Source organism: Enterobacter sp. Ag1, assembly GCA_000277545.1.
GTDB lineage: Bacteria > Pseudomonadota > Gammaproteobacteria > Enterobacterales > Enterobacteriaceae > Cedecea.
In genome coordinates, this window is record AKXM01000005.1 from 193,268 (window position 1) to 219,833 (window position 26,566).

Genomic DNA, 26,566 nt, shown 5'->3' on the forward strand with positions numbered 1-26,566 from the left:
TGTTTTTTTATTCCTGGCATGGGCTTTGCTTTGCTCTCTACGTGCAGGTAACGACCTAATTCTGAGTGGAGAGAATTTATGAAGCTGGTAACCGTGGTAATCAAACCGTTCAAGCTTGAAGACGTGCGTGAAGCGCTCTCTTCAATCGGTATTCAGGGGCTTACCGTGACCGAAGTGAAAGGTTTCGGCCGCCAGAAAGGCCATGCGGAGCTTTACCGTGGCGCCGAGTACAGCGTCAACTTTCTGCCGAAAGTAAAAATCGATGTTGCTATTGCTGACGACCAGCTCGATGAAGTTATCGACGTGATCAGCAAAGCCGCCTACACCGGCAAAATCGGTGATGGGAAAATCTTCGTTGCAGAACTGCAACGCGTTATTCGTATTCGTACCGGCGAAGCCGACGAAGCCGCTCTGTAACTGCTGGCAAGCCTTGATTGGGATGGGAAAAATGAAAAAATTAGCTGCACTCCTTGGTTTAGGCGCCCTGGCATTACTGCCGACGCTCGCCTTCGCTGCGGACGCGCCTGCGGTCGCGGACAAAGCCGACAACGCCTTTATGATGATATGCACCGCGCTGGTGCTGTTTATGACCATCCCTGGCCTTGCGCTGTTTTACGGCGGTCTGATTCGCTCTAAAAACGTGCTGTCGATGCTGACGCAAATCTCCGTCACCTTCGCCCTGGTTTGCGTGCTGTGGGTCGTGTATGGCTATAGCCTGGCGTTTGGCACCGGCAATAACTTCTTCGGCAGCTTTGACTGGGTGATGCTGAAAAATATCCAGCTGAAAGCGCTGATGGGCACTTTCTATCAGTATATTCATGTGGCGTTCCAGGGTTCTTTCGCCTGTATTACCGTTGGACTGGTGGTAGGGTCTCTCTCCGAACGCGTGCGCTTCTCTGCAGTGGTAATTTTTGCTGCCGTCTGGCTGACGCTCTCTTATGTGCCGATTGCGCACATGGTCTGGGGCGGCGGTATTCTGGCTACGCACGGCGCGCTGGACTTCGCGGGCGGTACCGTGGTGCACATTAACGCCGCTGTTGCTGGTTTAGTAGGTGCTTACCTGGTGGGTAAACGCGTTGGCTTCGGCAAAGAAGCGTTCAAGCCGCACAACCTGCCAATGGTGTTTATCGGCACCGCAATCCTCTACTTCGGCTGGTTCGGTTTCAACGCCGGTTCTGCAAGTGCGGCCAACGAAATCGCTGCACTGGCGTTCGTGAACACCGTTGTCGCCACTGCGGCGGCGATTCTCTCCTGGGTCTTTGGCGAGTGGGCGCTGCGCGGTAAACCTTCTCTGCTGGGTGCCTGTTCCGGTGCTATCGCGGGTCTGGTGGGTATTACCCCGGCGTGTGGCTACGTTGGCGTGGGCGGTGCGCTGCTGATTGGTCTGGTTGTTGGTCTGGCTGGGCTGTGGGGCGTGACGACGCTGAAAAAATGGCTGAACGTGGATGACCCATGTGATGTGTTCGGCGTGCACGGCGTCTGCGGCATCATCGGGTGCATCATGACCGGTATCTTTGCGGCAACTTCTCTGGGCGGCGTGGGTTATGCAGAAGGCGTGACTATGGGGCATCAGCTTCTGGTTCAGCTTGAAAGCGTGGCAATTACCATTGTCTGGTCCGGCGTGGTGGCGTTCATCGCGTTCAAGATTGCTGACCTGACCGTAGGTCTGCGTGTTCCAGAAGAGCAGGAACGCGAAGGCCTGGATGTGAACAGCCACGGCGAAAACGCGTACAACAACTGATTCGTTATCAAAACCTCGCCCGGTTGGACGAGGTTTTACTTCTCTCAGAATGCCACCTGTCACGCAGGTGGTTTTTTTATTTCAGCGTTAACTACCCGCGATGGCGCATGACGCCTTCCTGAACCGTCGACGCGACCAGCACGCCATCCTGCGTATAAAACTCTCCACGGACAAAGCCGCGAGCGCTCGACGCGGAGGTGCTTTCCACGCTGTACAGCAGCCATTCGTTCATGTCGAACGGACGATGGAACCACATTGAGTGATCGATAGTCGCGACCTGCATCCCCGGTTCCAGGAAACCTACGCCATGCGGCTGTAGGGCGACTGGCAAGAAATTGAAATCTGAGGCATAGCCGAGCAGATACTGATGCACGCGCAGATCCTGCGGCATGTTGCCGTTCGCGCGGATCCAGACCTGGCGGGAAGGTTGATCGACATGGCCTTTCAGCGGGTTGTGGAATACGGCCGGGCGAATTTCCAGCGGCTTTTCGCTAAGAAACTTCTCTTTCGCATGCGGCGGGAGGAATTTTTCCAGCGAGCGGGCGATGTCCGTTTCGGACGGTAGGCCATCCGGTTTTGGCGCTGGGGGCATCTCTTTCTGGTGCTCATAGCCAGATTCAGGGGCCTGGAATGACGCGGTCATATAGAAAATCGGCTTGCCGTTCTGCACCGCAGCAACGCGGCGGGCGCTAAAACTGTTGCCGTCGCGCAGGGTTTCTACGTCATAAACAATGGGCTTTTGGCTGTCGCCCGGGCGTAAAAAATAGCTGTGGAAAGAGTGAACAAGGCGCTCTTCCGGTACGGTTTCTTTAGCTGCGTAAAGCGCCTGGCCGACCACTTGCCCACCAAACACCTGACGCAGGCCTAAATCCTCGCTTTGGCCACGGAACAATCCCTCTTCAATTTTTTCCAGGTTAAGTAACGCCAATAAATTGCTGAGCGCCTGACTCATAAAATGTCCTCAATAAAAGGGAATGCGGCAAATTTTCTCGATTATAACATGCCCGTAAACAGCGTATTTGATGCACTGCCGCTGGGAACATTCCTGGTTTTCAGCAGAATTCAGTGATCTGTGCCACACTTAAGCCGTTAAGCGCGTTTTTCAACGGGGTTAGTCCCCGGCGCGACATTGATAATAAGGAGAAAAAATCAATGAAACTTGTGCCTATGTTAAGTGCTTTGGCTATCGCGGTTGCTGTTGCAGGTTGCGCACACAAGAGTGCTGATGTGCCTACTCCTGCGCCGAGTGCATCCGCCGGGGCCGCATCTGCCCAGCAATCTAACATCGCAATGCCTAACGTATCCGGTACGGCATGGATCCGTCAGCGGGTTGCTCTGCCGCCAGATGCCGTGCTGACGGTGACCGTCTCCGACGCTTCGCTGGCCGATGCCCCTTCCAAAGTCATTGCCCAGAAAGTTACGCGTACCGAAGGTAAACAGGCGCCTTTCAGCTTCGTGATTCCGTTCAACCCGGCTGACATTCAGCCGAACGCGCGTATCCTGCTGAGTGCCGCCATCACCGTGGACGGTAAGCTGATGTTTATCACCGATACCTTCCAGCCGGTGATCAACCAGGGCGGGACGAAGGCAGATCTGACGCTGGTGCCGGTACAAAATACGGCGATTCCAGTTCAGCAAGGCGGTGGGGCGGCAACAACGGTGCCATCCACCTCGCCGACTCAGGTGACGCCATCTTCAGCGGTGCCTGCGCCAACAACTTACTAAAGCGAAACGCCCCCAAATTGGGGGCGTTTTAATATTTCCAGCGGTAACGCAGCATATCAATATGACCGTCGCCTGACACCATCACTCCTTCAGAAAGCAGCGCCTGCCGCTGACGCTGGAGATCGGGTCCTGTCAATGAAATCACACCCTGCCGGTTCACCACCCGATGCCACGGTAAACGGCTGCCTTCGGGCAGACGCTTGAGTACGCCACCCACCTGGCGGGCAGCCCGGGGCGACCCGGCAAGCGCGGCAATTTCGCCGTAGGTGGTCACGCAACCTTCGGGAATGGCGGCAACAATTTGGTAAACGCGCTGTGGAAAGGAATCGTGCTTATCCATAGAGAACTCCTGGAAAAATCGCTTCTAAGGATAATCGGCGACGGAGAAAGCACCAAGTTAAACCGTTGGTGCGCAATAAACCAACACCTGACCGCCGCTGGCTTGCAATTCGCGGGGGGGATGTGGATAATGCGCCAGCGCGTTGGATAACAACGCTCTCAATGGGGGCCCTGTTGGTTCTCCCGCAACACTAACTTGTGAACTCGGTCAGGTCCGGAAGGAAGCAGCCGCAGCAGGCGACGTGTGTGCCGGGATGTAGCTGGCAGGGCCCCCACCCAATTCTGGCTACCCCTTAGCCAGCAATGTTTTAGTCATGCGCTTTTCTCCCCATCCTAAGTTGATCCCAGCCGCTGCCAGCAAAATCATCACGCCACCGATAAACTGAATCGGGCTCAGACTGTGATGGAAGACGAAGCGATCCACGATCACCGCCACGATGGGGTAGATAAACGAGAGTGAGGCGGTAATCGACGTCGGCAGCTTTTGGATCGCGCCATACAGCAACTGGTACATAATGCCGGTATGCACTATGCCCAGCGTGGCGACAATTCCCCAATGCGTGAATGTCATATGCGACTGGAAATCTACCAGTGGCAGCAGTAGCAGCGTGCCGACGGCCACCTGAACGAGTGCGATTTGCTGTGGAGGAATGCCCCTCAACTGGCGTGTGATAAGCGCCGTCAGGGCATAAAAGAACGCTGCGCCCAGCGCCAGCACGATGCCCAAAAGCCAGCCACCATTCCCGTCATGATTTAGCCCGCTTGAGAGCACAAGCAGCATGCCGATAAAGGATGCTCCCAGCCAAAGCCACTTGCTGCGGCTGACTTTCTCTTTCAGGATAAAAACGCCCATCCCGACCAGCATCAGCGGCTGCGTATTGTACAGGACCGTGGCAAGCCCAATGGACGTTCGTGAATAGGCGGCGAACAGCAGCAGCCAGTTGACGACCAGCGCCACGCCGCCGAGGGCGGATATCGCAACGACCCTGCGGGTCAGATGGCTGCGCCAGTTACCGCTCATCAGGCCCAATATGAACAGCGTAATAGTCGCAAACACGCAGCGCCAGAAAACGACGTTGGCGATAGGCTGCTGAGATATTACTACGAGGGCGCCGATGGTGCCGGAGATGAGCATCGCCACAATCATTTGCAGGCTGCCGGTTCTTATCTCGCGAATCATTTTGTCTCTCCAGAATAAAGAACTTTATTCTGCGCACTGCGGCGAACTCGTTGAAGTGTAAAAATTAGGTTATAAGATACTTTTGCCTTTATAAATGAGATAAAAATGAGTGATTACCTTCCCGATGATATCGACAGGCATATTCTGACTATTCTTGCGGCGGATGCGCGTATCTCCCTGAAAGTGCTTAGTGGAAAAATTGGTCTCTCTTCACCGAGCACGGCAGAACGAGTAAAGCGGCTGGAGGAACGCGGCGTGATTAACGGCTACACCATGAACGCCAATCTCACGGCTCTGGGTTACACCCTGCAGGGACTGGTTCGCATGAAACCGTTACCGGGCATGCTGCATAAAGTGGAGAAGATGATTCAGGCGATTCCCGAGTGTATAGAATGCGACAAAATCACCGGTGAAGATTGCTTCATCATCCGGCTGGTGATCCGCTCTATTGAGCAACTTGATGAAATTCTTGATGAGCTGGCTGAGTTTGCCCAGTGCAATACGTCTATCGTCAAAAGCACGCCGGTGAAACGCAGGCTGCCGCCTTTGTAAATAAATAAACCTGATATATTTTCCGGGTATTTGAATTATGACAGAAATATTAAATTTATCTCACTGGCTGGATCTTATTTATTCTCTATAGTATTAAACACCAACCTCTGTTTAAGCACTAAGGATTTGCAATGACGACGGCTACGCTGAACGTAAAAATAAGCATCGAGTTAAAAGAGAAGATTCGTCACTATGCGGAAGAGAATAGTGAAACCCTGGCAAGCGTAACGGAACGACTTCTGTCCAAAGCCTTTGACGAGCTCGACAGCGACGTGGGCGTCGATGAAGATGATGTGGACAGTCAGCATACTTCTGAGGCCCGCGTGACGCCATTAAACGATCGTGAGATCAAGGCATTGCGTAAACTGTTGAAGAAGAAAAAATGAACGCCGGTACGGACAGTACCGCCTACAGCTATCAGCAAGCCTGTGAGTTATTGCGTTCAGGTTACCTGAAAAAAGTGAAGCTTGGCTGGAATATTGGCAGCGATGAGTTTTTCCGCATTGCTTCAGACTGGTGCGATACCGGGGCCAGTATTAAAAAAGAGGGTGAACATTTCACCATCACCCTAAAAGGGTTCGCTATTCCCAGAATTTCACAAAACTAATTTATTGCATCGCCTTATTGCTGTGCTTGCAGAATAATATTTCCCTCTTTTATTTTAGAGGGAAATATTTCGCTTTCTAAAATACCATTCCCCGCAGACTTTCATTTCTTGTTGCCGCCAGGTGATGCCAAAGCGGCTGTAGCCGCTGCAGGGCAAGCTGCATCTCTGCGGGTTCAAGGCTGAAGGGAAGGCGTAAAAAGCGCTCAAAAGCCCCATCGACCCCAAACCTTGGCCCGGCACCGATCCGAATGCCCTGACTCTCGGCGGCGGCGGCAAAAATCGTGGCCAGCGGTTTCGGTAATTCCACCCACCACGACAGGCCGCCTTCCGGGGGCGATGTTTGCCAGTCCGGGAACAGCGCTTGCATCGCGGCGAAGCTGGTTTCGCAGCGTTGGCGCAGCATCTCTCTGCGCTGTGGCAAGAACTGCGCCGCGTCGGCAAACAACTGCGTGGCAGCCAGTTGCTCCAGCAGAGGTGTCCCTAAATCAAAGGTATTGCGGATTTGTATCAGCGAACTGATGGTTTTGCCTGAAGCCCTTATCCAGCCGAGGCGCAGCCCGCCCCAGAAACTTTTCCCGGCGGAGCCGAGCGAGATAGTGTGTTCTTCCGGGCCAAAAGCCGCCAGGGGAGGAGGAGGAGGGGCATCAAACCAGAGATCGGCCATCGTTTCGTCCACAACCAGCGTGGTGTGGCTGCGGGCGGCTATCTCGTTCACCCTTTGGCGCGTGGCCGCATCCATACAGCGGCCAGTTGGGTTATGGAAATCTGGAATCAAGTAAGCTAGCCGGGGAGAAGTCTGGGCGATAGTCGCCGCTAAACCGTCAACATCCCAACCGCTTGCGGGCAGGCTGACCGGCACGGGGCGGCAGGAGGCGCCGCGAATCGCCGCCAACGCCATCGGGTAAGTGGGATGGTCTACGACTACGCGATCGCCCGGGCCGGTGAACAGTCTAAGTATTAGCCCCAGTCCGCTGACGGCACCGTTGACCACCATGATTTGGTCAGGCGTCGTGGGTAATCCCCGTGACGCATAATGCCGCGCAATTGCTTCTCTCAGCTCCGGCAAGCCCTGGCTGTCATAGCCGGTTGAGGACAAATGTTCCGGCAGGAAAGTGAGCGCGGTGGAGTATGCCCGATGAATTTCCGGCCCGGCGCTGAGGGCGGCGGTGGAGAGATCCAGTACCGGAGCATTGCCGGGCAAGGGGGAAATGGCCGGGCTGCTTTCGGGCAGCATGGTGACAGAGCCTGAGCCCTGGCGGCTCAGCAGATACCCTTCCTCCCGGAGCTGCGCCAGCGCAGAGGCCACCGTGGTGCGGCTCACGCCCAGCGCGCCAGAAAGCTCTCTTTCCCCTGGCAGCCTGCTGTCGAGTGGTAAGCGGCCATCCAGGATCAGCAGCCGTAGCCCGTCCGCCAGTTGCCGATAGACAGGCGAGCGGGATGAGGCCTGATGCCAGTGGCCCAGCAGGCGTGTTAAAGATGAAATTCCGATTCTGCGCAGCGTCATAGCAGTCCACTTTCTGATAACTGGACCTTAATACTAGGTCCATTTTGCGAGAGGGTATAGCCATAAAAACACACTGAGGATCTTTGTCATGATGGCTCGTCGCCTGCTGCAGCTTTATACCGGCCTGGTCTTTTACGGCATTTCAACCGCTATGTTCGTGCGTGCCGATCTGGGCGCGGACCCGTGGAACGTTTTCCACCTCGGCGTGGCCAGGCTTTTTTCGCTCAACCTCGGGCTGGTGATGATTATTGTGGGGGCGCTGGTGTTGCTGCTGTGGATCCCGCTGCGTCAGCGTCCAGGCCTTGGCACCATTAGCAACGTGATTGTGTTGGGGCTGGCGGCGGATGCCACGCTGGCGCTAATGCCGCTGCTGGAATCGCTTTTTGCGCGATCCGTTTTGCTGGTCGGTGCTTTGATAGTGAATGCCCTTGCGACAGGCATGTATATCGGCGCTGGTTTTGGTGCCGGGCCGCGAGATGGGCTGATGACCGGGATCCATGCCAGAACGGGCTGGTCGGTGCGCAGCGTACGTACCGCCATCGAAGTGACCGTACTGATCTCCGGCTGGCTGATGGGCGGTAGTTTTGGCGTGGGCACCGTGCTTTATGCGTTAGCTATCGGGCCTCTCATTCAGCTTTGCCTGCCGTGGTTTCGCGTTAAGCCGTTGAATAACACAGCGACTCCTGCACAGGAAGCTACATTCTGATGCCGTAGCTGTGCTAAACATTATCTTCCGGAGAATAATAATTGCTTAAAACGGGAGAGAGTATGCGGCACGAGATTGTGAGTAAACCCGCGCTGAACTGGAACAGCTTTCAGCTGGCAGAGATATTAACCCACTGTTTTGAACAGTACGTGGTGCCTTTTCGTCTGGAAGGGGAAACGTTCGGCTGGCGTTTTGCCTCAGAAGATCTTTTCCCAGGCGACAGCCCTATCTGGCTTTACCGTGGAGAGCCCAAAGCAATGGCGCTGGTGACCCGACGCGGGCAAACCTGCCGCCTGGCCGCGTTTGCGATTCGCCCGGAACTGCGCGGGCAGGGTTTAGGCAAGATCTTCATTCAGCAGCTTATTGATGCCGCGCGCGAGCGCGGGGATAAGCAATTTTATCTGGAAGTGATTTTAGGCAACGAAGGCGGGCTGGCGCTCTATGAGCGAATGGGCTTTGTGCCCCAGCAAACGCTGGTGGGCTTCCAGTCTGCAGGTGTTCCTGAAGGCGAGGCCGACGGCGAACTGCTGGAAATCGATCCGCTGCAAATGACCCATAGAATGATGGCCGCTAACGATGCGCCGCTGCCGTGGCTTTGCGCGGCTGAAACGCTGTATAAGCTGCCCGGTAAGGCTTTTGTACTGGATGAAGTGGCTTATGCGATGGTCGTTCCCGGCGAAATACCGAAGCTCAGAGGGCTGTTTGTTGAGCCGTCTGCGCGACGATCCGGTAAGGCAAAAAAGCTGCTGGCTTTACTTCAGCGCCAGTTCCCCCGATTAGTGGCTATTCCCAGCCTGCCCGAAACCGTTTCGCCGGTGTTTTTAGGGAGCGGCTTTACCCTGGATAAGATTCGGCAATACGAGATGAAGCTTACCTTGTAGGCAGAGAAGGTGAGGGCGAAGGCCCTCACCCTGCAAGTTACAGCACGCCCTGAGCCAGCATCGCGTCCGCAACTTTTACGAACCCGGCGATGTTCGCGCCTCGAACGTACTGGGTTTGTTTTCCTTCGCCACCGTAATCCACGCAGGCCTGATGAATATCAAGCATGATGTGGTGCAGGCGAATATCTACTTTTTCGGCCTTCCAGCTCAGACGGGCCGCATTCTGCGCCATTTCCAGCCCGGACGTTGCTACACCGCCTGCGTTTGCCGCTTTACCCGGCGCGAACAGCACGCCAGCTTCCACAAACAGGTCCGTCGCAGCAATCGTGGTTGGCATATTTGCCCCTTCGGCTACCGCTTTCACGCCGTTGGCGATAAGCGTTTGGGCAGCATCGACGTCCAGCTCGTTCTGTGTAGCACAAGGCAGAGCGATATCGACCGGCACGCTCCACGGCTGCTGGCCTTCCAGATAAGTCAGGCCAAACTCTCGGGCATAGTCGGCGACGCGGCCATCGCGGCTGGCTTTGATTTTGCACAGGCGGGCCAGTTTCTCTGCGTTAAAGCCTGCTTCATCTACCACGGTGCCGTTGGAGTCAGACGCCGTGACCACGCGAGCGCCGAGCGACATGGCTTTTTCAATCGCATACTGAGCGACGTTCCCGGAGCCGGAAACCGCCACGCGCAGGCCTTCAAAGCCCAGGCCGTGGCGCTGCAGCATGGCATCGGTGAAGTAGATCAGGCCGTAGCCGGTCGCTTCAGGGCGGATCAGACTGCCGCCGAACGACAGCCCTTTGCCGGTAAACACGCAGGCGGTGTTGTTGGAGAGCTTTTTCATCATCCCCGCCATGTAGCCGACTTCGCGGCCACCAACGCCGATATCCCCTGCCGGAACATCGGTGTCCGGGCCAAGGTGGCGATAAAGCTCCAGCATCAGCGCCTGGCAAAAGCGCATGATTTCGCCTTCGCTTTTGCCCTTCGGATTAAAGTCGCTGCCGCCTTTGCCGCCGCCCATTGGTAGCGTGGTGAGGGCGTTTTTAAAGGTCTGCTCAAAGCCGAGAAATTTGAGGATCGACAGATTAACGGAAGGGTGGAAGCGCATGCCGCCTTTGAACGGGCCAATGGCCGAGTTGAACTGCACGCGCCAGGCCCGGTTCACCTGCACCTGATTGTTGTCGTCCACCCAGGCGACGCGGAACTGAATCACGCGCTCTGGCTCAACCAGACGTTCGAGCAGCGCCTGCTGGCGGTATTGCGGATTGTTTTCCAGAAACGGCCACAGCGTGCTCATCACTTCGCGAACCGCCTGAGCGAATTCTACCTGGTGCGGATCGCGGGACTGTACTGAGGTTAAAAAGCCTTCGAGGGATAATGCTTGAGCCATCAGAGGTAACTCCTTGTTGAAAATTATGTTGTCTGTCTTTTTTTGGGTGATTTTTCGACTATAACATTTTCTTATGAACGGGCATCAAGCGATTTTTTCACCGGAAAGGCAATAAAGAAGGGAAGCGTTTAGTCGGGCTATTAACCCTAAAAAAATCTAAATTTCGGTCTAATAACAGACAATAAATTGTCTTCTCTGTTTTTCGGCCGTTGGCGATCAATTTGGGAGGCTTATTAGCCTCCCGAACCGAGCTTAGAAGTGTGTATTGACGCTCATGTAGTACGTGCGGCCAGGCTCGTTGTAGGTCTCCGCGCCAGCGCCGTACATGTAGGATTTGGTCGTGTCATTCCCGGTGGTCTGGGCGTTACCTGCGCGCCAGTGGCGCTTATCCAGCAGGTTGTCGATCCCGGCGGTGAAGCTGACGTTTTTGGTCGCGTCCCAGGTCGCGCTCATGCCAAGGATGCTATAAGGGCTGACCTCGTTGGTGTCGCTGCCGGTGACAGGAACTCCCTTATAGTTGTACTTCTTCGGTGCCTGTTTGCCGTACCACGTCAGGGTGCTTTGCAGCGAAATGTCCGGGCGAACCTGCCAGCTAAGCGTGGAGTTAAGCGTGTATTCAGGGATGATCGACAGGCGATCGCCGGTTTCCTTATTTTTACTTTGCAGCATGTAAGTCAGGTTGTTATTCCAGCTTACGGTCTCCGTCAGCGGCAGATTAATCGTACCTTCAAGACCTTCCACCACCGCTTTAGGCACGTTGCCCCACTGGTAGATGTCGGTTTTCTTGCTGTTAGAGGCAATAGGTGAATAGCCGGATTCAATTTTGTTGCGATAGTCGTTCCGGAACCAGGTGATCCCTGCCTGATAGCCGTCACGCTTGAACTCCAGGCCAATTTCTTTGTTGACGCTGGTTTCGGCTTTCAGATCCTCATTCCCCATCAGATAACACGCCCCGCCGCTGGCTGCACAGCCCTGACCGCGGCTGTAAAGGATGTAGTTCGGGTTGGTCTGATACAGACTTGGCGCTTTATAAGCCCGGGCAATACCGAGCTTCAGCGTCAAGTCTTCCACCAATTCCTGGCTCAGATTCAGCGACGGGCTCCAGTTATCCCCCACGATGGAGTGATGATCGAACCGAAGACCCGGCGTCAGCATGGTGCTGCTGGTTAGCTCCATATTGTTTTCGGCAAACAGAGAGAAGATCTCCGCTTTGGAATAAGGGCTTCGGCCGGTGGATGAGAGCCCCGGAATCGGCCCGCCTTCGCTTAACGACTGGGTGTTGGAGGTGCCGTCTTTCATGCGCTGCTGATTCCATTCGCTACCGACGGTGAGGTTTTGATTCACCAGCAGGGTAAACGGAATGCTTGCTTCGCTGTGCAGCATGACATCGCTGAGATCGATATCTGAGAACTGGTTGTTGGAGAAAATCCCCTCCGTGCCGCCCGCCAGGCCCTCATTCATGCGCGAGTTACGGGTGTGTTCGTATTGCGCATAAGTGTTGGTGGTGACGCCGTTATCCCAGCCGCCGGTCCAGGTCACGGAATAGGTCTGGCGGTAGAGACGATTGGTCTCTTTGCCGTAGTTGTCCTTCACCAACTGGCTGGTATTCGTATTCTGTGTATCACCTGAATAGAGATTCCCCTGGCGACTGTAGCCGGTTTCAAACTCCAGCGCCTGCATCGGGGCAAATTCCCAGCGGATCATTCCGTTCAGGTCTTTATGGATTACGCCTTCTCGGCCCGCTGGCAGCGTGTTGGCGTAAGACCCGGTGCGCAGTGACTGGTGCCCCTGGTTGATGTCCCAGGCGTCCGCCTGCGTTTTATCGAGGTTGCCGTAGAGACGGAAACTCACGTCGTCACCGAGCGGCCCGGTCAGGCTGAAGTTGGTGCGTTTCGTTGCGCCTTCATCTTTGTGCTCCGGGGCATTGAAATAGGTGTTCCAGCTGCCGTGGAATTCGTTGCTGCTGCGTTTGGTGATGATGTTCACCACGCCGCCAGCCGCCCCATTGCCGTAGCGGGCTGCTGCCGGGCCGCGCAGGACCTCAATGCGTTCGATCATTTCCGGTGGAACCCAGGAGGCATCGCCGCGGGTATCACGCTCGCCGCGCCAGCCCAGGCGCACTGAATTGCGGCTGGTGACGGGTTTACCGTCAACCAGGATCAGCGTGTTTTCTGGCCCCATACCGCGAATGTCGATCTGGCGGCCGTTGCCGCGCTGCCCGCTGGTGGAGTTGCCGGTCAGGTTAACTCCCGGCATGGTACGAATGATTTCAGAGACATCGCGCGCGACCGGGTGCTTCTTTAATTCCTCGGAAGTAATCACCGACACGCCGGGTGCCTGCAGCGTTTGCTGGGCTGCGGTGACGACGAGCGTGTCTTCGTTTTCAGCGGGGGTTACCTCTGCTGCTGCCGCTGAAAAAGCGGTGCCGTAGAGGCCCAGACTCACCAGTGTGGCGAGGGAGTACGATAATGTATTGTTCATTATTTATCCTGAGTGTCACCGCCTGCGTCCCTTAAGTTCCTTTCCCAAACGAGGAGGGACGCGGCAAAAGTGCCTGGAGTTGAAAGTGCGGAAACACGCTATTGCAAATGAAAACAATTATCAATGTCTTTATCAATTGCATTTTTGCAATCTATTAAAGCCGCTAATTAATCAGCCTGGGTTATTACTCCCCGTATCAATCATTCATTAACCTGATGCTCCACAATTGACCTTCCGCTGTTACGGTTCCGATACATATTTAGGTGATCTCATTAACAAACTGAGGTAAATGCCCCGTGTTTTGCCCCCTTCCGATTGTGAGAATCGCTATTCCAGGCTAGAAACAAAATGTAACAACTCTCGGTATCCACTTAGAAAACGGACAAAATTGATGGATAGATTTGGGAAACACCTCGTCTGGGTCGTGCTCGCTTTGATCGGCGCATTCGCCCTCGGCTACATCGCACTGAATCGCGGTGAACAGATAAATGCGCTGTGGATTGTTATTGCCTCAGTTTGTATCTACCTGATTGCCTATCGTTACTACGGTTTGTTTATCGCTAAACGCGTGCTAACGGTGGATGCCACGCGCATGACGCCGGCCGTGCGAAACAATGACGGCCTTGATTACGTCCCAACGGATAAAAAAGTGCTGTTTGGCCACCATTTTGCCGCCATCGCCGGGGCGGGGCCGCTGGTGGGACCGGTGCTTGCCGCGCAAATGGGTTACCTGCCGGGCATGCTTTGGCTGCTGGCAGGCGTGGTGCTGGCGGGCGCCGTGCAGGACTTTATGGTGTTGTTTGTCTCCACGCGTCGCAACGGGCGTTCGCTGGGGGAGTTAGTTAAAGAAGAAATGGGCAACACTGCGGGGGTTATCGCACTGGTCGCCTGCTTTATGATCATGGTGATTATCCTGGCCGTGCTGGCAATGATCGTGGTGAAGGCGTTAACCCATAGCCCGTGGGGGACTTACACCGTGGCCTTTACCATCCCGCTGGCGCTGTTTATGGGCGTCTACATTCGCTATTTGCGCCCGGGGCGTATCGGCGAAGTGTCGGTGATTGGCCTGGTGATGCTGGTGTTTGCCATTATTTCCGGCGGCTGGGTAGCGGAGAGCCCGACCTGGGCGCCGTACTTTGATTTTACGGGTGTGCAGCTCACCTGGATGCTGGTAGGGTACGGTTTTGTGGCCTCGGTGCTGCCGGTGTGGCTGCTGCTGGCCCCGCGTGATTACCTCTCCACCTTCCTGAAAATCGGCACCATCATCGGGCTGGCTATCGGCATTTTGATCATGCGTCCGACGCTGCAAATGCCATCATTAACAAAATTCATTGATGGCACCGGCCCGGTCTGGAGTGGGGATCTGTTCCCGTTCCTGTTTATCACCATCGCCTGTGGGGCCGTTTCCGGCTTCCACGCGCTGATTGCTTCCGGCACCACGCCAAAAATGCTGGCGAACGAAAATCAGGCCTGCTTCATTGGCTACGGCGGCATGTTGATGGAGTCCTTCGTCGCGATCATGGCGCTGGTGGCAGCCTGTATCATCGATCCGGGCGTGTACTTCGCGATGAACAGCCCGATGGCTGTATTGGCGCCCGCTGGCACGGCGGATGTTGTCGCTTCTGCCGCGCAGGTGGTGAGCGGGTGGGGCTTCCATATCACTCCGGAAACGCTGACCAACATCGCCAACGAAGTGGGCGAACAGAGCATCATCTCCCGTGCCGGTGGGGCACCAACGCTGGCCGTTGGCATGGCATATATTCTGCACGGCGCGCTCGGCGGGCTGATGGACGTCTCGTTCTGGTACCACTTTGCCATCCTGTTTGAAGCGCTGTTTATCCTGACGGCGGTGGATGCCGGGACTCGTGCGGCACGTTTTATGCTGCAGGATCTGCTGGGCGTAATCTCTCCGGGACTGAAACGGACGGATTCGCTGCCGGCCAACCTGCTTGCCACCGGGCTTTGTGTGCTCGCCTGGGGTTACTTCCTGCATCAGGGCGTGGTCGATCCGCTGGGCGGCATTAACACGCTGTGGCCGCTGTTCGGTATCGCCAACCAGATGCTGGCGGGCATGGCGCTCATGCTGTGCGCCGTTGTGCTGTTCAAAATGAAGAAGCAGCGCTATGCCTGGGTGGCGCTGATGCCGACCGCCTGGCTGCTGGTGTGCACGTTAACCGCAGGCTGGCAGAAAGCGTTCAGCTCGGATGCAAAAGTGGGCTTCCTCGCCATCGCCAATAAGTTCCAGGCGATGATCGACAGCGGTAATATTCCGGCGCAGTACACGCAGTCGCAGCTCAGCCAGTTGGTGTTTAACAACCGCCTGGATGCGGGGCTGACCATCTTCTTTATGGTGGTGGTTGTGGTGCTCGGCTGGTTCTCGCTGAAAACTGCGCTTAAGGCGCTGAAGTCTGAGCAACCGACGTCGAGCGAAACGCCGTATGAGCCGATGCCTGAGAATTACGAACAGATCGTGGCGCAGGCGAAGAGCGTACATTGATTTTTACCCTCATCCTAACCCTCTCCCTGAAAGGGAGAGGGGATAAATTGGGTTTTACCTTAGCTCTGAGCGGAGAAGGGCGCATTTTTTTATCTTTTCCCCTCTGCCCTTTGGGGAGAGGGCTGGGGCGAGGGGCAACCCACTGGAGGTACCATGTTCGATAGTCTAGCCAAAGCCGGGAAATACCTCGGTCAGGCCGCGAAGCTGATGATTGGCGTACCCGACTACGACAACTACGTGCAGCACATGCGCCTGACGCACCCTGAGCAGACGCCAATGAGCTATGAAGAATTTTTCCGCGAGCGGCAGGATGCCCGCTACAGCGGTAAAGGCGGCGGACGCTGCTGCTGAGACTTAGCATTTAACAAAAATGTGACATTTAGCTCGTTTTTTAGCTGACGGTAAAAATCCTGTTGTGCGAAACCAGCGAGTATGATTTTATCAATATCGACTTTTAATCTTGATTCAGGAAACCCATGACTCATTCCCTGCAGACTTCGACCCTACTAGTTACCGCGCTACCAGCCGCGGTGGTCGTCGTGCGTGTGGTGGTGGTCGTCGGCAATACGCCGTAGGGACTGAATCAACGCATCGATTCCAAACCCCGCCGGCGCAAACCGGGCGGGGTTTCTTGTTTTAAGTGCCTGCCCAGAAGCGAACCGGCTAATTAGAAGGACTGGAGCATGGCAATTTCGGACACACCCGCACAACGCATCACCGGCGCCCAGCTGATTGTAAAAATGTTGGAGCATCATGGCATTACAACGGTTAGCGGCATTCCCGGTGGCACCGTACTGCCGCTCTACAATGCCTTGAGCCAAAGCCCCCGCATTCGCCACGTTCTGGCTCGCCACGAGCAGGGCGCGGGATTTATGGCGCAGGGCATGGCGCGTACCAGCGGCAAACCGGCGGTCTGCATCGCCTGCAGCGGGCCGGGGGCCACAAACCTTGTCACCGCCATTGCCGACGCACGTCTCGACTCTATTCCGCTGGTTTGTATCACCGGCCAGGTCCCCACTTCAATGATTGGCGCCGATGCTTTCCAGGAAGTGGACACCTACGGTATTTCGATTCCTATCACCAAGCATAACTACCTGGTGCGCAGCATTGACGAGCTGCCGCAGGTGATTACCGACGCTTTTCGTATCGCACAGTCCGGTCGCCCAGGGCCCGTCTGGATCGATATTCCTAAAGACATTCAGACCGCTGAAATCGACATTGCCGAACTGCCTGCGGTAGCCGCGCCTTCCGCTGCCCCGGCCTTTGACCATCAGGACATCGCCCGTGCGGCAGCGATGATCAACGAAGCCAAACGCCCGGTGCTTTATCTGGGCGGCGGCATTATCAGCGCGGGTGCAGCGGAGCAGGCGCGAGAGCTGGCGGAGCGTGCCGGGCTGCCGACAACCATGACGTTGATGGCACTGGGGACGATCCCCGCCCGACATCCGCTCTCTCTGGGAATGCTGGGAATGCATGGCGCGCGGAGCACCAACTTTATTCTGCACGAAGCCGATCTGTTGATCGTGTTGGGCGCACGCTTTGACGACCGTGCCATTGGTAAAACCGAGGAGTTTTGCCCGAATGCCAAAATTATCCACGTTGACATCGATCGTGCCGAGCTGGGCAAAATTAAGCAGGCCAACGTGGCGATTCGCGGTGACGTACGTGAAGTGCTGAGTCAGCTTATTCCGCAGACCAAAAACGCCCGGCGCAGCGAGTGGCTGCAGACGGTGAGCGAGTTGCAGCGTGAGTTCCCATTTGCCACGCCGGGAGCAGATAATCCGCTGATGCCTTATGGACTGATCAAAGCCGCAGCGGCCTGCGTAGACGATGAGGCTATTGTTACCACCGACGTAGGCCAGCACCAGATGTGGGTGGCTCAGGCTTATCCGCTCAACCGTCCGCGCCAGTGGCTGACGTCCGGCGGCCTGGGCACCATGGGCTTTGGCTTACCGGCTGCGGTTGGCGCGGCGCTGGCCGAACCTGGCCGTAAAGTGCTGTGCTTCTCCGGCGACGGCAGCCTGATGATGAATATCCAGGAGATGGCGACGGCGGCGGAAAATAATCTGGATGTAAAAATCATCCTGATGAACAACCAGGCGCTGGGGCTGGTACACCAGCAGCAGACGCTGTTCTATCAGCAGAATATCTTCGCCGCGACTTACCCCGGCATGACGGATTTCCTGACCATCGCCCGTGGCTTTGGCCTGGCAACCTGCGACCTGAACCAGGCGGAAGATCCGCAGGCCGCGCTGCAGGAAGCGATTTCTCGCCCTGGGCCTTGCCTGATCCACGTGCGTATCGACGCCGATGAAAAAGTCTACCCAATGGTGCCGCCGGGTGCCGCCAACACTCAGATGATTGGAGAGTAAGTCATGCAGCAATCTATCACTAAACAATCCACCGTCATTCTGGAACTCACGGTGCGCAACCACCCGGGCGTGATGTCACATATCTGCGGCCTGTTTGCCCGCCGCGCATTTAACGTGGAAGGCATTCTCTGTTTACCGCTGCCGGAAGGCGATCAGAGCCGCATCTGGCTGCAGGTAGCAGACGATCAGCGGCTGGAGCAGATGGTCAGTCAGGTCGATAAGCTGGAGGATGTGGTGCAGATCATTCGCCACGCCGATGACCCAGGTATCTTTAACCGCCTGACCGCATTTGTGCAGTAAATAAACCAGGGGCTTTCAGGCATATTTTTGAAAGCCCCGCGCCAGGATGAATAACTCCCCGGAAGCCGTGCCGCAAACCCTGCATACCAAAGAACGATTTCAACCAACCTCAAGCAAGAATTCGTTAGCCTGCCCTGAGAAAAATAAGCGCGATTAAATTTTGTTCGTGCTTGCCCGTTGCTTTAAAGCTACACTCAGGGAGTCAAGGATGTACATGATTACGTTCTTCAAAACGACAGAAGGAAAAACGCCGTTCAAAGCCTGGCTAAAGGCGTTAAAAGATGCGAGGGCAAAAACCAAAATAGTCATGAGGATCGACCGACTTTCCTTTGGTAACCCTGGCGATCATAAACCCTGTGGACAGGGCGTATGGGAAATGCGCATCGATGAAGGGCCTGGCTATAGGGTGTACTACGCCCAGGACGGCAAAGCAGTCTGGCTGCTACTGGCGGGAGGAGATAAACGCAATCAACAGGCGGATATCGAACGTGCAAAAGAATGGTGGCTTGAACATCAAGGGAGAAAAAATGAAATTTAGCGAATTTGATCAAACGGTTATTGATATGCTCCGCGACGATCGTGCCTTCGCCGTGGAGTACCTGAAAGAAGCTTTTATTGGGCTGGACGGTGACGACGGCGAAGCGGTGTTTCTCATTGCCATGCGTCGGCTGGTAGAAGCCAGAGGTGGCTTTACGGAGATTGCCAGAGCGGCAAACCTAAACCGTGAAACGCTGTACCGCACGCTGTCGGAGCGTGGAAACCCCACCATCAAAACCACCAAAAAGGTTCTGCACGCGGTGGGGATTCATTTTTCAGAGATTGCGGGCTGACCGTACGCTATAAACCCTGGCGAACCAGCAGGTCAGGGGTGATTTCGGCAATGGACTTCGCGCCGGTGAGCGTCATCGCCACGCGCATCTCTTTCTCCATTAAGTTCAGCAGATTGCTAACGCCAGCCTCACCATGAGTGGCGAGTGCATACAGGAAAGCGCGCCCCAGCAGCACAGTGTCAGCGCCAAGCGCAATCATACGTACCACGTCCAGGCCATTGCGGATGCCGCTGTCCGCCAGAATGGTAAGATCGCCTTTTACCGCGTCGGCAATGGCGGGCAGGGCGCGGGCGGAAGAGAGCACGCCGTCCAACTGGCGGCCACCGTGGTTAGACACCACGATCCCGTCGGCGCCGAAGCGCACCGCATCGCGAGCATCTTCCGGGTCGAGGATCCCTTTAATCACCATCGGGCCGTCCCAGAATTCGCGGATCCACTCCAGATCTTTCCATGAAATGGACGGATCGAAGTTATTGGCCAGCCAGCCAATATAATCCTCCAGCCCGGTTGGTTTACCGAGATAGGTGGAAATATTGCCCAAATCGTGAGGGCGGCCATTTAGGCCAACGTCCCATGCCCACTGCGGGTGCGTCATCGCCTGGAAATAGCGGCGCATCGCGGCATTAGGGCCGCTCATGCCTGAGTGAGCGTCACGATAGCGCGCCCCAGGGGTCGGCATATCGACGGTAAATACCAGCGTGGAGCACCCAGCGGCTTTCGCTCTCTCCAGCGCGTTGCGCATAAAACCGCGATCTTTCAAAACATAAAGCTGGAACCACATCGGGCGGTTAATCGCCGGTGCGACTTCTTCAATCGGGCAAACGGACACCGTCGACAGGGTAAAAGGAATGCCTTTTGCTGCGGCAGCTTTTGCGGCCTGAACTTCTCCCCGGCGGGCGTACATCCCGCAAAGCCCCACAGGGCCGAGGGCGACGGGCATAGACAGCGTTTCGTTAAACAACCGGGTTTCCAGGCTCAGCGCTGACATGTTTTTCAGCACGCGCTGCTTCAGCGCCACCTGCGCCAGATCTTCCACGTTGCGCTTCAGCGTATGCTCGGCATAGGCTCCTCCGTCAATGTAGTGGAATAAAAAAGGCGGCAGAATGCGCTCGGCGGCGGCACGGTAGTCGGTTGCTGCGGAAATAATCATCGTTTCTTTTCCCTTATTTCATCACTTGCTTCGTCCGGGAGGCGGGTAATGCGTGCCTGACGGGCTTCGTCTTCCTGCAGAGTTTTGATAGTGGTGTGGACGTAGCCGAGGTGCGACTGGGCGGCTCGCCTTGCGCGCTCGGCGTCTCCGGCCAGAATCGCCTGCAATAATTCGTCATGCTGCTCGGTTAGCCCGGCAAAAATGGCCGGGACGGTGTACATGTGCTGGCGGCTGTGCAGCACCGAAGATTGCAGCAGGTCGAAGAACCCGCGCATGGTCTGCAGCAGCACGATATTGTGGGAGGCTTCGGCAATCGCCAGGTGAAACCTGACGTCGGCCTGGGCGGCTAAATCCGGGTCATCGCTCTCTTTAAATTTGAGCGTGGCATCGAAGCAGGCGATCAGCTTTTCTTTGTCGGCCTGCGTCGCCCGCATGGCGGCGTACCAGGCCGTACTGCCTTCAATGGAGTGCCTCGCTTCGAGGATATCCAACTGGTAATTGGGATCGCCCTCAACCAGCGTTTTCAGCGGCTGTACGATGCGCTGTTCCGACCATTGTTCGGTCTGGTAGCGCAGATAAGTGCCGCCGCCGCGCCGGCTGGCCAGCACGCCTTCGCCAATCAGCTTTTGAATCGCCTCGCGTAAAATCGAGCGCGAACAGCCCAGTTCGGCGGCCAGCTGGCGTTCGGCGGGCAACCGCATGCCCGCCTCCAGATTACGTTCTTCAATCAGCGCCTTAACACGCTCAACCATCTGGTCGGCAAGGCGCGGCACAGCTTGGGTCATGGGATCATCCAGGTTAAAACATAGGCCTGCAGCGTGGTAATCACTCCCACCATGCAGGTGAAAATCAGGCTGTGCTTCACGGTGAAGCGGAACAGGTCTGACTCTTTCCCGACCAGCCCCACCGCCGCACAGGCAATGGCTATCGACTGCGGTGAAATCATCTTCCCGGTCACGCCGCCGGTAGTATTGGCCGCCACCAGCAGAAGGTCCGACACGCCAATCTGCTGGGCGGTCGTGGCCTGCAGCGCGGCAAACAGCGCGTTAGACGAGGTGTCCGACCCGGTGAGGAACACGCCCAGCCAGCCAAGGAACGGCGAGAAGAAAGTAAAGGCGTGGCCGGTATGCGCCAGCGCCAGGGCCAGCGTCGCCGACAGCCCGGAATAGTTGGAGATAAAAGCAAACGCCAGCACCATGCCAATGGAGTAAATCGGCAGCGCCAGCTCCTTGAGCGTTTCACCGAAAGTAACCAGCGCCGCTTTCGGTTTCATGCGCAGGTAAACAATTGAGATCAGCGCCGCGACCAGGATTGCCGTGCCGGTGGCTGACAGCCAGTCGAACTTAAACACCGCGGCGTAAGGCGCACTGGCGGTAACGACCGGCGGCATTTTGGCGACAAGGTTATCCAGGAACGGCACGGAGAAATTATAGACCCAGTCCGCCATCGTGCCGCCTTTGGCGAACAGCGCTTTAAACGGCGGAATGCTCCACAGCGTAACCGTGGCCGTTAAAAACAGGAACGGCATCCAGGCTTTGACAATCTGCCCGGTCGTGTATTTCTGCGCAGTCTGCGCCTGCACGGTTGCAGCCGCGTTCTCGCTATCAAAGCGGAAAATGCGCACCGGCTTCCAGACCCGCAGGAACGCCGTCAGGCACACCAGCGACACCAGCGAAGAGATAATGTCCGGCAGCTCGGGGCCGATAAAGTTAGAGCTGAGATACTGGGCGATAGCAAACGAGCCGCCTGCTACGATTACCGCCGGCCAGGTCTCTTTGATTCCGCGCCAGCCGTCCATAATCGCCATGATCCAGAACAGCACAATGATCGTCAGGAACGGCAGCTGGCGGCCTACCATCTGGCCGATTTCGAAGCTGTCCAGGCCGGTAACCTGCCCGGCAACGATAATGGGGATCCCCATCGCGCCGAAGGCCACCGGCGCGGTGTTCACTATCAGGCACAAACCTGCGGCGTACAGCGGCTTAAACCCGAGGCCGACCAGCAAGGCTGCGGTAATGGCAACCGGCGCCCCAAACCCGGCAGCCCCTTCCAGAAAGGCGCCGAAAGAGAAACCGACGATCAGCATTTGCAGGCGCTGGTCCGGCGTGATCGACAGGATAGAGGAGCGAATAATGTCGAACTGCCCGGTTTTGACCGAAATTTTGTAGACAAACACCGCGGCCACAATAATCCAGGCGATGGGCCACAGGCCGTAGAAGAAGCCGTACACCACCGAGGCAAGCGCGCGATCCACCGGCATGCGGTATAAAAACAGGGCAACCAGCAGGGCGAGAAATACCGTGATCGTTGCCGCTTTGTAGCCCTTCATCCGCAGCTTAATCAGCGCGAAGAAGAAAAACAGAATAGGGAGCGCGGCAATCAGGCTCGACAGCCAGATATTCCCGAGCGGGTCGTAGAGTTGGGGCCAGACTTGCATGCAGGTGTTCTCCAGGGTGAGGCGTTTATCGTTTTTTATTAGATTGGTAGGACCAATTTTGCTTTGTAGAGCAAATGATGGCTAATGGTTAATCTTGTGTTAATGAAAGGCAACGGCCCGACGAGTGTTTATCAGCGTTTTGTAGAAAAGGGCACGTTTTTAGTCAGATTGGTAGGACCAAAAAACGGCTCTCCTGGCGGGAGAGCAGTGAAGGGAGAAAGCGATTGCCGGGGGGATGACAACGCAGGTTTTGCGGCTTATTTTTTGTATTGCTCGTCACTGACTTTTTCCAGCCACTCAACGGGGCTGCCGTTTAAGGACTCCGCTATGGCGATATGCGTCATTGCCGTCTCCGGCGATGCGCCATGCCAGTGTTTAACGCCTTCAGGTATCCATGCGATATCGCCCTGATTCAGCTCCTGAATTTCTTCGCCCCATGCCTGAAGCCAGCCTCGCCCCTGGGTGACTATCAGCGTCTGGCCGAGGGGATGAGTATGCCAGGCCGTGCGTGCCCCCGGCTCAAAGGTGACAATTGCTCCGCCAACGCGGGCGTTTTCAGTGCCACTAAAAGGTGAATCAATGCGTACTGTGCCGGTGAAATAACTTTCCGGGCCCTGCTGTGAAGGTTGTGAACCGCTGTGGATAATTTTCATCAAATGCTCCAGTCGAGAAGGTCATCGTTCGTTCTCATACGGTAGTCCCGAATGCTGTAGAGAACTAGCCAGGGAAAAGTACAAGAGCTTATGAATCCAGTTCATTAATCTCGCTATACTGGGAATATTCTGTTCCTTAGTGAGGCTTGTTTCGGCCATGCTGAAAGAAAACTTCAACGATCTAATGTCATTTATCGAAGTGGCACGCGAGCGCAGCTTTACCCGAGCAGCGGCAAAGCTTGGCGTGTCCCAGTCCGCGCTCAGCCACGCGATTCGTGGTCTTGAGGAGCGTCTTCAACTGCGCTTACTGACCCGCACCACGCGCAGCGTCGCGCCCACTGAAGCCGGTGAAAAGCTGCTTGCCAGCCTGTCGCCTCGCTTTGCCGATCTTGAAAACGAGCTGGTTGCGTTGAGTGAAATGCGTGCGCGGCCGGCGGGCAATATTCGACTCAATGCGGCCGAACACAGCTTGCAGTCGGTTTTATGGCCGGTGTTGAAAACTTTCCTGGTCGACTACCCGGACATCAATGTAGAAATCAGCGTGGATAACGCCCTGACCGATATTGTCAGCGGGCAGTTCGACGCCGGGATTCGTCTCGGCGAGCAGGTGGCAAAAGATATGGTGGCCGTGCGCGTTGGCCCGGAGCTTACTATGTCGGTCATTGGTTCTCCGACCTATTTTGCGAAACATGGCTACCCGGCGACGCCGCAGGATCTCCAGCAGCATAATTGCATCAATATGCGGCTGCCTACCCTGGGAGGACTGTATGCGTGGGAATTCGAAAAGGACGGGCGTGAGCTGAAAATTCGCGTGGATGGGCAACTAACGTTCAACAGCCTGAGCCAGCGCATTGATGCCGCGCTGCAAGGTCTCGGCCTGGCATTTGTGCCGAGCGACACGGTTTCCGATGAGCTTGCCGAAGGGCGGCTGGTCCGGGTTCTGGAGTCCTGGTGCAAACCGTTCCCAGGTTATTACCTTTACTACCCCAGCCGTAAGCAGCACACGACCGCGTTCTCCCTGCTGGTGGATGCGCTGAGATACTCTTCCTGAGCCGTTGGTGATAAGCGGATTTTATTCTGGTTCAGCGACATCAAAGCCCGAAGACGCGCAGACCCTTTTCCTGGCCCACTTCGTAACTCATTGATTTATCCATTCAGCAGAGTCGTGTCCCAAAAAGGACAGGAAGGAGAAAAGAGACAGCTTTATCAGTTTCAACAAGGCGTTAGCTGTGAAAAGCTCTTGCTCACTGCCGTACAGGCAGCAGGCGAGGCGCGATAGATGAAGTGCCTCGCCTGTTTTTCTCATACCAGCCTCAGAACCCTGTCCAGCGACCAGCGGCCAGCGCCACGGGCGATAACCAGCAGCAGTAATCCGCCCCAGATCAGGTGCGTGGGCCATGCGTCCGGGTAGACAAAAATTTCAATCACCAGGGTCATAAACAGCAATCCCGTTGCAGCGAAGCGTGAAAATAATCCCAGCACCAGCAGAACAGGGAAAGTATGTTCGGCCAGCGTGGCCAGGTGCGCGGCGATATCATAGGGGATAAGCGGCAGCGCATATTCGGTGCGGAACAGCTCGTAGGTGGACGGTTTTAGCGTCATAAACCCCGTGACTTTTGTGCGGCCAGAAAGGAAGAACACGGCGGCAACGCCCACGCGGGCTATCAGCAACAGCAAGTTGTCGCCGACGCCTCTCTCGATGCGATCCCAGAGTCTATTCCATAGCGCTCTCACGCCTTGTTCTGTCAGGTGTTGTTCAGATACTTTCATCATTTAGCCTCAAAAGGTGTGATTAAAATGCGGCGAACACGCCGCGACTAAGCAGGTTGCTGAAAAAAGGGCCGAGGGCGAGGGCTGGCTCGGCAGCCAGGGCCTGTTCGCTAGCCTGATCGAGGGTTGCCCCCAAGCGGCAGGCAGTCAGGAAGACCGATCCGCCCTGGCTTAAGGGTTCGGCAAAAATGCGCTGCTGGCAGCGAACCAGCAGAGCGCCTTCGCCCTGCCAGTGAATCGTCTCCGGCGCGGCGGTTTGTTCGCGGTTGAACGCCCAGAGCGTGAACACCGGCAGCGTGGGGTGCCAGTACCAGCGAACGCTGTCCCGCAGCCGTAATGATGTGGTGCCCAGGGTATCCGCCGTGGTGCTTGCCAGTGCATGCACGTCCAGCGGGGCCGAGGCCGGGGCACAAAACACCTCCAGCCACAGCTTGTCCAGCTCGGCCACGGCGCTTGAATAAGTCAGTTCTCTGGCCGGAGGATAAGCGCTAATAAAGGCGGGGAAGGCGTCGCCATAGCGAACCAGTTCACCTTCGTATGGGGGGCGTTCAAGCGCATAGCCGCGCGCCATTTCACGGAAAAAATCGGTTCCGGTAAGCCTGGATACGCTGGGGAAGTTAGCGTCCAGGGCGTCAACGCAGGCTTTGATCACGCTGTTGCGATAAACGGCAATACCGGGCTGATGCTGAAGATGGCTTAGCTCGGATCTAGCCTCACCGTATAACAGGCCAATAAATGCCTCGTGGTAGCGGCTTAACTGAGTGCTCATACGGCGGCTCCCATTGTGTCGAGGATGCGCTGGGCACGCTGCTGTTCGGCCAGCAACACGTTAAACACAGGCAGGTTGTCATCCCGTTCAATAAGCGTGGGTTTTGCTCCCGCCCGCTGAATCAGTTGCGTATACAGCCGCCAGACCTCCTCGGATATTGACTGATCGTGGCTGTCGATCAGCAAATCGCTGCCCCCATCGTCGGGGCTAAAGCCCGCCAGGTGGATCTCAGTCACACGTTCGACCGGGAAACAGCTCAGCCAGGCTGCGGCCTCAAAGCCGAGGTTGTGGGCGCTGAGCCAGACGTTGTTCAGATCCAGCAGTAGGCCACACCCACTCCGGCGGCTGACTTCGTCGAGAAATTCGATTTCATCCCATTCGTGTTCCGGCATCTGCAAATAGTGCGTGGGATTTTCCAGTGAAATCTGGCAGCCCAGCGTGTCCTGCGTGCGGTTAATGTTGTCAATAACGCGGTGCATCACCCGCGTTGTCCTCGGCACCGGCAGCAGGTCAGGATAATAAATCCCGTTCCAGCGCGACCAGGCGAGGTGCTCGGAAACAAGCGCTGGCTTGATGTCAGTCACTAGCGCTTTTAGCTGCGCGAGCAGTTGGGCGTCCGGTGGCTCGTCACCGGCCAGTGAAAGCGAAACGCCGTGCAGCGAGATCGGGTGTTGCTGGCGGATGGCCGCCA

Annotated in this window: 29 protein-coding genes and 1 other RNA gene; 17 read left to right on the forward strand and 13 right to left on the reverse strand. The window is 56.2% G+C overall.

Annotated elements, in window-relative coordinates; all coding sequences use genetic code 11:
• Positions 1–78: 78 nt before the first annotated feature.
• Positions 79–417 (forward strand): P-II family nitrogen regulator, encoded by a 339-nt coding sequence (gene glnK / locus A936_RS03430; RefSeq protein ID WP_002891893.1) that lies wholly within the window; start codon positions 79–81, stop codon positions 415–417.
• 31 nt (positions 418–448) lie between these two features.
• A complete protein-coding gene (gene amtB / locus A936_RS03435; RefSeq protein ID WP_008454653.1) occupies positions 449–1,741 on the forward strand; it encodes an ammonium transporter AmtB in 1,293 nt (430 codons plus the stop codon).
• Between the two features lie 91 nt (positions 1,742–1,832).
• On the opposite strand, the gene tesB is transcribed toward amtB, so the two are convergent.
• Positions 1,833–2,693, reverse strand: coding sequence for an acyl-CoA thioesterase II (tesB, locus tag A936_RS03440; RefSeq protein WP_008454654.1), 861 nt, complete (start codon positions 2,691–2,693; stop codon positions 1,833–1,835).
• 200 nt (positions 2,694–2,893) lie between these two features.
• On the opposite strand from tesB, the gene A936_RS03445 reads away from it, so the two are divergent.
• Positions 2,894–3,466, forward strand: a complete 573-nt coding sequence (locus A936_RS03445; RefSeq protein WP_034807615.1) for a YbaY family lipoprotein — start codon at positions 2,894–2,896, stop codon at positions 3,464–3,466.
• Between the two features lie 28 nt (positions 3,467–3,494).
• On the opposite strand, the gene A936_RS03450 is transcribed toward A936_RS03445, so the two are convergent.
• Complete coding sequence (locus A936_RS03450; RefSeq protein WP_008454656.1) at positions 3,495–3,806, reverse strand: MGMT family protein; 312 nt, start codon at positions 3,804–3,806, stop codon at positions 3,495–3,497.
• 171 nt (positions 3,807–3,977) lie between these two features.
• Between A936_RS03450 and ffs the strand changes: the two genes are divergently transcribed.
• Positions 3,978–4,074, forward strand: an RNA gene (ffs, locus tag A936_RS22555) — signal recognition particle sRNA small type.
• Between the two features lie 17 nt (positions 4,075–4,091).
• On the opposite strand, the gene A936_RS03455 is transcribed toward ffs, so the two are convergent.
• Positions 4,092–4,985, reverse strand: coding sequence for a DMT family transporter (locus A936_RS03455; protein WP_008454657.1), 894 nt, complete (start codon positions 4,983–4,985; stop codon positions 4,092–4,094).
• A 105-nt stretch (positions 4,986–5,090) separates the two neighbouring features.
• Here A936_RS03455 and A936_RS03460 point away from each other — a divergent pair, with 105 nt between their 5' ends.
• From A936_RS03460 to A936_RS03470, 3 genes are all read left to right on the forward strand, one after another.
• Complete coding sequence (locus tag A936_RS03460; RefSeq protein ID WP_008454658.1) at positions 5,091–5,537, forward strand: Lrp/AsnC family transcriptional regulator; 447 nt, start codon at positions 5,091–5,093, stop codon at positions 5,535–5,537.
• A gap of 131 nt (positions 5,538–5,668) precedes the next feature.
• A complete protein-coding gene (locus A936_RS03465; RefSeq protein WP_008454659.1) occupies positions 5,669–5,923 on the forward strand; it encodes a hypothetical protein in 255 nt (84 codons plus the stop codon).
• A complete protein-coding gene (locus tag A936_RS03470) occupies positions 5,920–6,144 on the forward strand; it encodes a hypothetical protein (protein WP_008454666.1) in 225 nt (74 codons plus the stop codon). The genes A936_RS03465 and A936_RS03470 overlap by 4 nt, the downstream gene beginning before the upstream one ends.
• 76 nt (positions 6,145–6,220) lie before the next feature.
• Here A936_RS03470 and yczR read toward each other — a convergent pair whose 3' ends face one another.
• Entirely contained in the window at positions 6,221–7,648 is a 1,428-nt protein-coding gene (gene yczR, locus A936_RS03475; protein ID WP_008454668.1) for a MocR-like transcription factor YczR, read from the reverse strand.
• Positions 7,649–7,739: 91 nt separating this feature from the next.
• Here yczR and yczE point away from each other — a divergent pair, with 91 nt between their 5' ends.
• Together yczE and A936_RS03485 are read left to right on the forward strand one after the other, a co-directional pair.
• Positions 7,740–8,354 carry a membrane protein YczE gene (gene yczE / locus A936_RS03480; protein WP_008454672.1) on the forward strand — a complete coding sequence of 205 codons (615 nt, stop codon included), beginning with the start codon at positions 7,740–7,742 and terminating at the stop codon, positions 8,352–8,354.
• A gap of 62 nt (positions 8,355–8,416) precedes the next feature.
• Positions 8,417–9,235, forward strand: a complete 819-nt coding sequence (locus A936_RS03485; RefSeq protein ID WP_008454677.1) for a GNAT family N-acetyltransferase — start codon at positions 8,417–8,419, stop codon at positions 9,233–9,235.
• A 37-nt stretch (positions 9,236–9,272) separates the two neighbouring features.
• Here A936_RS03485 and gdhA read toward each other — a convergent pair whose 3' ends face one another.
• Positions 9,273–10,616, reverse strand: a complete 1,344-nt coding sequence (gene gdhA / locus A936_RS03490; protein WP_008454680.1) for an NADP-specific glutamate dehydrogenase — start codon at positions 10,614–10,616, stop codon at positions 9,273–9,275.
• Between the two features lie 252 nt (positions 10,617–10,868).
• On the reverse strand, positions 10,869–13,097 hold the full coding sequence (locus A936_RS03495) for a TonB-dependent siderophore receptor (protein ID WP_008454682.1): 2,229 nt from the start codon (positions 13,095–13,097) through the stop codon (positions 10,869–10,871).
• A gap of 391 nt (positions 13,098–13,488) precedes the next feature.
• On the opposite strand from A936_RS03495, the gene cstA reads away from it, so the two are divergent.
• From cstA to A936_RS03525, 7 genes are all read left to right on the forward strand, one after another.
• The gene (gene cstA, locus A936_RS03500; RefSeq protein WP_008454692.1) at positions 13,489–15,594 is read left to right on the forward strand and encodes a pyruvate/proton symporter CstA; all 2,106 of its coding nucleotides are present in this window, start codon (positions 13,489–13,491) and stop codon (positions 15,592–15,594) included.
• 153 nt (positions 15,595–15,747) lie between these two features.
• Positions 15,748–15,945 (forward strand): YbdD/YjiX family protein, encoded by a 198-nt coding sequence (locus tag A936_RS03505; protein WP_008454694.1) that lies wholly within the window; start codon positions 15,748–15,750, stop codon positions 15,943–15,945.
• A gap of 125 nt (positions 15,946–16,070) precedes the next feature.
• The gene (ivbL, locus tag A936_RS23385; protein WP_157141368.1) at positions 16,071–16,169 is read left to right on the forward strand and encodes an ilvB operon leader peptide IvbL; all 99 of its coding nucleotides are present in this window, start codon (positions 16,071–16,073) and stop codon (positions 16,167–16,169) included.
• A gap of 108 nt (positions 16,170–16,277) precedes the next feature.
• Entirely contained in the window at positions 16,278–17,966 is a 1,689-nt protein-coding gene (ilvB, locus tag A936_RS03510; protein ID WP_008454696.1) for an acetolactate synthase large subunit, read from the forward strand.
• A 3-nt stretch (positions 17,967–17,969) separates the two neighbouring features.
• Positions 17,970–18,266 carry an acetolactate synthase small subunit gene (gene ilvN, locus A936_RS03515; protein WP_008454697.1) on the forward strand — a complete coding sequence of 99 codons (297 nt, stop codon included), beginning with the start codon at positions 17,970–17,972 and terminating at the stop codon, positions 18,264–18,266.
• 208 nt (positions 18,267–18,474) lie between these two features.
• Entirely contained in the window at positions 18,475–18,804 is a 330-nt protein-coding gene (locus A936_RS03520) for a type II toxin-antitoxin system RelE/ParE family toxin (RefSeq protein WP_008454698.1), read from the forward strand.
• Positions 18,794–19,096 (forward strand): addiction module antidote protein, encoded by a 303-nt coding sequence (locus A936_RS03525; RefSeq protein WP_008454699.1) that lies wholly within the window; start codon positions 18,794–18,796, stop codon positions 19,094–19,096. The genes A936_RS03520 and A936_RS03525 overlap by 11 nt, the downstream gene beginning before the upstream one ends.
• A gap of 7 nt (positions 19,097–19,103) precedes the next feature.
• Here A936_RS03525 and lldD read toward each other — a convergent pair whose 3' ends face one another.
• The 4 genes from lldD to A936_RS03545 form a co-directional block, all read right to left on the reverse strand.
• Entirely contained in the window at positions 19,104–20,246 is a 1,143-nt protein-coding gene (gene lldD, locus A936_RS03530) for an FMN-dependent L-lactate dehydrogenase LldD (RefSeq protein ID WP_008454700.1), read from the reverse strand.
• Complete coding sequence (gene lldR / locus A936_RS03535; protein WP_008454701.1) at positions 20,243–21,031, reverse strand: transcriptional regulator LldR; 789 nt, start codon at positions 21,029–21,031, stop codon at positions 20,243–20,245. Before lldR ends, lldD begins: the two co-directional genes overlap by 4 nt.
• The gene (lldP, locus tag A936_RS03540; protein ID WP_008454702.1) at positions 21,028–22,683 is read right to left on the reverse strand and encodes an L-lactate permease; all 1,656 of its coding nucleotides are present in this window, start codon (positions 22,681–22,683) and stop codon (positions 21,028–21,030) included. Before lldP ends, lldR begins: the two co-directional genes overlap by 4 nt.
• A gap of 257 nt (positions 22,684–22,940) precedes the next feature.
• Positions 22,941–23,336 carry a (R)-mandelonitrile lyase gene (locus A936_RS03545; protein WP_008454703.1) on the reverse strand — a complete coding sequence of 132 codons (396 nt, stop codon included), beginning with the start codon at positions 23,334–23,336 and terminating at the stop codon, positions 22,941–22,943.
• 157 nt (positions 23,337–23,493) lie between these two features.
• Here A936_RS03545 and A936_RS03550 point away from each other — a divergent pair, with 157 nt between their 5' ends.
• A complete protein-coding gene (locus A936_RS03550; RefSeq protein ID WP_008454704.1) occupies positions 23,494–24,387 on the forward strand; it encodes a LysR family transcriptional regulator in 894 nt (297 codons plus the stop codon).
• Positions 24,388–24,638: 251 nt separating this feature from the next.
• Here A936_RS03550 and A936_RS03555 read toward each other — a convergent pair whose 3' ends face one another.
• The 3 genes from A936_RS03555 to A936_RS03565 all read right to left on the reverse strand — a co-directional run.
• Positions 24,639–25,109 carry a DoxX family protein gene (locus tag A936_RS03555; RefSeq protein ID WP_034807620.1) on the reverse strand — a complete coding sequence of 157 codons (471 nt, stop codon included), beginning with the start codon at positions 25,107–25,109 and terminating at the stop codon, positions 24,639–24,641.
• A gap of 19 nt (positions 25,110–25,128) precedes the next feature.
• A complete protein-coding gene (locus A936_RS03560) occupies positions 25,129–25,875 on the reverse strand; it encodes an HvfC/BufC N-terminal domain-containing protein (protein ID WP_008454706.1) in 747 nt (248 codons plus the stop codon).
• The coding region (locus tag A936_RS03565; RefSeq protein ID WP_008454707.1) for an MbnB/TglH/ChrH family RiPP precursor modification enzyme at positions 25,872–26,566 on the reverse strand (695 nt) is incomplete at its 5' end. The genes A936_RS03565 and A936_RS03560, both read right to left, overlap by 4 nt.

What these genes read in the sequence shown, in the direction of transcription:
- glnK (WP_002891893.1), top strand. Translation starts at nt 79, where the DNA reads ATGAAGCTGGTAACCGTGGTAATCAAACCGTTCAAGCTTGAAGACGTG.
- amtB (WP_008454653.1), top strand. Translation starts at nt 449, where the DNA reads ATGAAAAAATTAGCTGCACTCCTTGGTTTAGGCGCCCTGGCATTACTG.
- tesB (WP_008454654.1), bottom strand. Translation starts at nt 2,693, where the DNA reads ATGAGTCAGGCGCTCAGCAATTTATTGGCGTTACTTAACCTGGAAAAA.
- A936_RS03445 (WP_034807615.1), top strand. Translation starts at nt 2,894, where the DNA reads ATGAAACTTGTGCCTATGTTAAGTGCTTTGGCTATCGCGGTTGCTGTT.
- A936_RS03450 (WP_008454656.1), bottom strand. Translation starts at nt 3,806, where the DNA reads ATGGATAAGCACGATTCCTTTCCACAGCGCGTTTACCAAATTGTTGCC.
- A936_RS03455 (WP_008454657.1), bottom strand. Translation starts at nt 4,985, where the DNA reads ATGATTCGCGAGATAAGAACCGGCAGCCTGCAAATGATTGTGGCGATG.
- A936_RS03460 (WP_008454658.1), top strand. Translation starts at nt 5,091, where the DNA reads ATGAGTGATTACCTTCCCGATGATATCGACAGGCATATTCTGACTATT.
- A936_RS03465 (WP_008454659.1), top strand. Translation starts at nt 5,669, where the DNA reads ATGACGACGGCTACGCTGAACGTAAAAATAAGCATCGAGTTAAAAGAG.
- A936_RS03470 (WP_008454666.1), top strand. Translation starts at nt 5,920, where the DNA reads ATGAACGCCGGTACGGACAGTACCGCCTACAGCTATCAGCAAGCCTGT.
- yczR (WP_008454668.1), bottom strand. Translation starts at nt 7,648, where the DNA reads ATGACGCTGCGCAGAATCGGAATTTCATCTTTAACACGCCTGCTGGGC.
- yczE (WP_008454672.1), top strand. Translation starts at nt 7,740, where the DNA reads ATGGCTCGTCGCCTGCTGCAGCTTTATACCGGCCTGGTCTTTTACGGC.
- A936_RS03485 (WP_008454677.1), top strand. Translation starts at nt 8,417, where the DNA reads ATGCGGCACGAGATTGTGAGTAAACCCGCGCTGAACTGGAACAGCTTT.
- gdhA (WP_008454680.1), bottom strand. Translation starts at nt 10,616, where the DNA reads ATGGCTCAAGCATTATCCCTCGAAGGCTTTTTAACCTCAGTACAGTCC.
- A936_RS03495 (WP_008454682.1), bottom strand. Translation starts at nt 13,097, where the DNA reads ATGAACAATACATTATCGTACTCCCTCGCCACACTGGTGAGTCTGGGC.
- cstA (WP_008454692.1), top strand. Translation starts at nt 13,489, where the DNA reads ATGGATAGATTTGGGAAACACCTCGTCTGGGTCGTGCTCGCTTTGATC.
- A936_RS03505 (WP_008454694.1), top strand. Translation starts at nt 15,748, where the DNA reads ATGTTCGATAGTCTAGCCAAAGCCGGGAAATACCTCGGTCAGGCCGCG.
- ivbL (WP_157141368.1), top strand. Translation starts at nt 16,071, where the DNA reads ATGACTCATTCCCTGCAGACTTCGACCCTACTAGTTACCGCGCTACCA.
- ilvB (WP_008454696.1), top strand. Translation starts at nt 16,278, where the DNA reads ATGGCAATTTCGGACACACCCGCACAACGCATCACCGGCGCCCAGCTG.
- ilvN (WP_008454697.1), top strand. Translation starts at nt 17,970, where the DNA reads ATGCAGCAATCTATCACTAAACAATCCACCGTCATTCTGGAACTCACG.
- A936_RS03520 (WP_008454698.1), top strand. Translation starts at nt 18,475, where the DNA reads ATGTACATGATTACGTTCTTCAAAACGACAGAAGGAAAAACGCCGTTC.
- A936_RS03525 (WP_008454699.1), top strand. Translation starts at nt 18,794, where the DNA reads ATGAAATTTAGCGAATTTGATCAAACGGTTATTGATATGCTCCGCGAC.
- lldD (WP_008454700.1), bottom strand. Translation starts at nt 20,246, where the DNA reads ATGATTATTTCCGCAGCAACCGACTACCGTGCCGCCGCCGAGCGCATT.
- lldR (WP_008454701.1), bottom strand. Translation starts at nt 21,031, where the DNA reads ATGACCCAAGCTGTGCCGCGCCTTGCCGACCAGATGGTTGAGCGTGTT.
- lldP (WP_008454702.1), bottom strand. Translation starts at nt 22,683, where the DNA reads ATGCAAGTCTGGCCCCAACTCTACGACCCGCTCGGGAATATCTGGCTG.
- A936_RS03545 (WP_008454703.1), bottom strand. Translation starts at nt 23,336, where the DNA reads ATGAAAATTATCCACAGCGGTTCACAACCTTCACAGCAGGGCCCGGAA.
- A936_RS03550 (WP_008454704.1), top strand. Translation starts at nt 23,494, where the DNA reads ATGCTGAAAGAAAACTTCAACGATCTAATGTCATTTATCGAAGTGGCA.
- A936_RS03555 (WP_034807620.1), bottom strand. Translation starts at nt 25,109, where the DNA reads ATGATGAAAGTATCTGAACAACACCTGACAGAACAAGGCGTGAGAGCG.
- A936_RS03560 (WP_008454706.1), bottom strand. Translation starts at nt 25,875, where the DNA reads ATGAGCACTCAGTTAAGCCGCTACCACGAGGCATTTATTGGCCTGTTA.